Source organism: Burkholderia sp. LMG 13014 (assembly GCF_905232215.1).
GTDB lineage: Bacteria > Pseudomonadota > Gammaproteobacteria > Burkholderiales > Burkholderiaceae > Burkholderia.
The window spans coordinates 1-4,596 of sequence record NZ_CAJNKE010000477.1 but is presented as its reverse complement, the minus strand read 5'-3'; the positions used below and the strand labels follow the sequence as shown (position 1 = coordinate 4,596).

Here is a 4,596-nt window from a genome sequence, read left to right as displayed (position 1 = left end):
GACGCCGGGCTGCCGGTGACGATGATCGAACGCGACGAAGCATCGCTCGCGCGCGGCCGAGCGCACGTCGAGAAGGTGTACGACGGCCTCGTCGCGAAAGGGCGGATGACGCCGGCCGCGCACGCGGCGCGGCTCGCGCGCTTCAAGGGCAGCACAACGTACGACGCGCTCGCGCAGGCCGACGTCGTGATCGAGGCCGTGTTCGAGGACATGGCCGTGAAGCAGGCCGTGTTCGCAGAACTCGCGCGCGTGTGCAAGCCGGGCGCGGTGCTCGCGACCAACACGTCGTATCTCGACATCGACGCACTGGCCGCGAGCATCGACCGGCCGGCCGACGTGATCGGCCTGCATTTCTTCTCGCCGGCCAACGTGATGAAGCTGCTCGAGATCGTCGTGCCGGCACGCGTGAGCGCGGACGTCGTCGCGACCGCGTTCGCGCTCGCGAAGCAACTGAAGAAGACGCCGGTGCGCGCCGGCGTGTGCGACGGCTTCATCGGCAACCGGATCCTCGCCGTCTATCGCACGGCGGCCGACTACCTGATGGAAGACGGCGCGTCGCCGTACCAGATCGACCGCGCGGTGCGCGAGTTCGGCTTCCCGATGGGGCCGTTCCAGGTCGTCGACCTCGCGGGCGGCGACATCGGCTGGGCAACCCGCAAGCGCCGCGCGGCGACGCGCGACCCGCGGGCACGCTACGTCGAGATTTCCGACCGGCTGTGCGAGCGCGGCTGGTTCGGCCAGAAGACGGCGCGCGGCTACTACCTGTATCCGGACGGCGCGCGGGTCGGCACGCCGGACCCGGAAGTCGAGACGATCGTCGCGGAAGAGCGCGCGAAGAAGGGCGTCACGCCGCGCACGTTCACCGACGACGAAATCATGCGTCGTTACCTGGCCGCGATGATCAACGAAGGCGCGAACGTCGTGCACGAGAAGATCGCGCTGCGCCCGCTCGATGTCGATGCGGTGTTCCTGTACGGCTACGGCTTCCCGCGCTATCGCGGCGGCCCGATGCACTACGCGGACACGGTCGGCCTCGCGAACGTGCTCGCCGATATCCGCGCGTTCGCGAAGGAAGATCCGCTGTTCTGGAAGCCGTCGCCGCTGCTCGTCGATCTCGTCGCGCGCGGCGCGGATTTCGCGAGCCTGAACCGCATCGACTGAACGCCCACCGCATTCGCCACGGACCGAAGATGGACCTTAATTTCACTCCCGAAGAGGAAGCCTTCCGCACGGAAGTGCAGCGCTTCCTGCAAGCCGAACTGCCCGAGCGCATCGCGCGCAAGGTGAAGGGCGGCCTGCATCTCACGCGCGACGACATGCGCGAATGGCACGCAATCCTCAACGCGCGCGGCTGGCTCGCGAGCCACTGGCCGCGCGAATACGGCGGCCCCGGCTGGAGCGTCGCGCAGAAGTTCCTGTTCGACAACGAATGCGCGCTCGCGGGTGCGCCGCGCATCGTGCCGTTCGGCGTGAACATGCTCGGCCCCGTGCTGATCAAGTACGGCAACGAAGCGCAGCAACGCCACTGGCTGCCGCGCATCCTCGACGGCACCGACTGGTGGTGCCAGGGCTATTCGGAGCCGGGCGCCGGTTCCGATCTCGCGGCGGTGAAGACGAGCGCGGTGCGCGGCATCGACGCGCAGGGCGAGCACTACCTCGTGAACGGCCAGAAGACGTGGACCACGCTCGGCCACTACGCGAACATGATCTTCTGCCTCGTGCGCACCGCGACCGACGTGCGCAAGCAGGAAGGCATCAGCTTCCTGCTGATCGACATGAACACGCCGGGCGTCGAGGTTCGCCCGATCATCACGCTCGACGGCGAGCACGAGGTGAACGAGGTGTTCTTCACCGACGTGCGCGTGCCGGCGGCAAACCTCGTTGGCGAAGAGAACCGCGGCTGGACCTACGCGAAATACCTGCTCACGTACGAGCGCACCAACATCGCGGGAATCGGCTTCTCGACGGCCGCGCTCGACCGGCTGCGCGCGGTTGCAGCGAAGGTCACGAAGAACGGCCGGCCGCTCGCGGACGATCCGTTCTTCGCGGCGCGCGTCGCGCGGGTCGAGATCGAACTCGAGAACATGCGCACGACCAACCTGCGCGTGCTGGCCGCGGTCGCGGGCGGCGGCGCGCCGGGCGCAGAAAGCTCGATGCTGAAGATCCGCGGCACGCAGATCCGCCAGGAGATCACCGCGCTGATGCGCCGCGCGATGGGGCCGTATGCGCAGCCGTTCGTCGAGGAAGCGCTCGATGCCGATTACGACGGCGAGCCGGTCGGCCCGGACGAAGCCGCGAGCGCCGCGCAGCAGTATTTCAACAATCGCAAGCTGTCGATCTTCGGCGGCTCGAACGAGATCCAGAAGAACATCATCGCGAAGATGATGCTCGGGCTGTAACGAGGGACGCGACGATGGATTTCCAGCACACAGAAGACCGCCGGATGCTGGCGGATACGTTGAACCGCTTCATCGCCGAACAGTACGCGTTCCCGGTGCGCGATCGCATCGCGCAGTCGGCCGATGGTTTCGATCGCGCGATGTGGCAGCGCTTTGCCGAACTCGGTACGGTCGGCGCGCTGTTTCCCGAAGCCGACGGCGGGTTCGGCGGCGCGGGCTTCGACATCGCCGTGGTGTTCGAATGCCTCGGGCGCGGGCTTGTCGTCGAGCCGTTCCTCGGCGCGCTGCTCGCGGGCCGTGCGCTGTCGCTCGCTGGCGGCGCCGCGCATCGCGACCGGCTGGCCGCGCTGATCGATGGCAGCGCGAGCGCCGCGTTCGCGCATGACGAGCCGGGCTCGCACTACGAACTGACGACCGTGCGCACGCGCGCCGAGCGCTCGGGCGATGGCTGGGTGCTGACGGGCGCGAAGGGTGTCGTCGACCAGGCCGCGCAGGCGGCGTTCTTCGTCGTCAGCGCGCGCGTGTCGGGTCACGACGACGATGCGGCCGGCATCGGCCTGTTCGTCGTGCCGGCCGACGCGCCGGGCGTATCGCTGCGCGACTACAAGAAGATCGACGGCGGCCGCGCAGCCGAAGTGCGCTTCGAACGCGTCGCGCTGCCGGCCGATGCGGCGCTCGGCACGCATGACGGTGAAGCGGGCGCCGAGCTGCTCGAACGCGTGCTCGGCTATGGGCTGCTCGCGCTATCGGCGGAAGCGCTCGGTGCAATGGATGTCGCAAAGGAGTACACGCTCGACTACCTGCGTACGCGCAAGCAGTTCGGCTTGCCGATCGGCAGCTTCCAGGCGCTGCAGCACCGGATGGCCGACCTGCTGCTCGAAGTCGAGCAGGCGCGCTCGGCGGTGATCAACGCAGCCGCGCAGCTCGATGCACCGCGCGCGGTGCGCGAACGCGCGCTCGCGGCAGCGAAGTACACGATCGGCCGGATCGGCACGCTCGTCGCCGAGGAGAGCATCCAGTTGCACGGCGGGATCGGGATGACGTGGGAGCTGCCGCTGTCGCACTACGCGAAGCGCCTCGTGATGATCGATCACCAGCTCGGCGACGAGGATCACCATCTCGCGCGCTATATCGCGCTGTCGAAACAGTAAAAACGCACGACGCGAATGGAGGAGACAAGGATGACGAACGAATCGCGCGCATTGCCGCTGGCCGGCGTGAAGGTGCTCGATTTCTCGCGCGTGCTCGCGGGCCCGTGGTGCGCGATGGTGCTCGCCGATTTTGGCGCGGAAGTGATCAAGGTCGAACATCCGGCGCGCGGCGACGACACGCGCGACTGGGGCCTGAGGATCGGTGACACCGAGACGACCTACTTCAACAGCGTGAACCGCAGCAAGCGCTCGATCTGTCTCGACCTGCAGACCGACGAAGGGCAGCGGCTCGCGCGCGAGCTGGCCGCGCAGGCCGACGTCGTGCTGCACAACTTCAAGTTCGGGGGCGCGGAAAAGCTCGGGCTCGGCTACGACGCGCTGGCCGAGCTGAATCCGCGCCTCGTGCACTGCGCGATCTCCGGCTACGACCGTTCGGGCGCCGAGGCCGCGCGGCCCGGCTACGACCTCGTCGTGCAGGGCGAGGCCGGGCTGATGGCGCTGAATGGCGAAGCCGGCCAGCCGCCGCTGAAGTTCGGCGTCGCGGCGGTCGACCTGTTCACCGGCATGTATTCGGCGCAGGCGATCCTCGCCGCGCTGTATGAACGTCATGCGACGGGGCGCGGGCGGCGCATCGAGATGGCGCTGTTCGACTGCGGGCTGATGATCACCGCGTACTACGGGCTCGACGCGCTGCTGATGAGGACCCGCCGCGCTACGGCAACGCGCATCCGTCGATCGTGCCGTATGGCGTGTTCGACGCGGCCGATGGCCCGCTCGTGATCACGGTCGGCAACAACACGCAGTTCGCGCGTTTCTGCGATGCGATCGAGCGGCCCGATCTCGCGGCCGACGCGAGATACAAGACCAACCTCGGCCGTTCGGAGAACCGTGCGGATCTGCTGCCGGAGATTCGTCGCGAACTCTCGAGCCGGTCGCGCGCGACGTTGCTCACGGCGCTCGCCGATGCAGGCATTCCGTGCGGCGAAGTGCTCGGGCTGCACGAAGCGCTGAAGTCCGAACGCGCGACGCGCGCGGGGCTCGTCACG

3 protein-coding genes and 1 pseudogene are annotated in these 4,596 nt (G+C 68.3%); all 4 read left to right on the top strand.

What is annotated here, in order from left to right; translation table 11 throughout:
• Nucleotides 1-1,161 (top strand): 3-hydroxyacyl-CoA dehydrogenase (locus JYJ84_RS29060; protein ID WP_240201914.1); only part of this gene is annotated, 1,161 nt, incomplete at its 5' end.
• A gap of 29 nt (nucleotides 1,162-1,190) precedes the next feature.
• Nucleotides 1,191-2,399, top strand: a complete 1,209-nt coding sequence (locus tag JYJ84_RS29055) for an acyl-CoA dehydrogenase family protein (protein ID WP_175223286.1) — start codon at nucleotides 1,191-1,193, stop codon at nucleotides 2,397-2,399.
• Nucleotides 2,400-2,413: 14 nt separating this feature from the next.
• Nucleotides 2,414-3,550 (top strand): acyl-CoA dehydrogenase family protein, encoded by a 1,137-nt coding sequence (locus JYJ84_RS29050; protein WP_175223287.1) that lies wholly within the window; start codon nucleotides 2,414-2,416, stop codon nucleotides 3,548-3,550.
• 30 nt (nucleotides 3,551-3,580) lie between these two features.
• Nucleotides 3,581-4,596 (top strand): annotated as a pseudogene (locus JYJ84_RS29045) (CaiB/BaiF CoA transferase family protein); the annotation flags it as partial.

What these genes read in the sequence shown, in the direction of transcription:
- JYJ84_RS29055 (WP_175223286.1), top strand. Translation starts at nt 1,191, where the DNA reads ATGGACCTTAATTTCACTCCCGAAGAGGAAGCCTTCCGCACGGAAGTG.
- JYJ84_RS29050 (WP_175223287.1), top strand. Translation starts at nt 2,414, where the DNA reads ATGGATTTCCAGCACACAGAAGACCGCCGGATGCTGGCGGATACGTTG.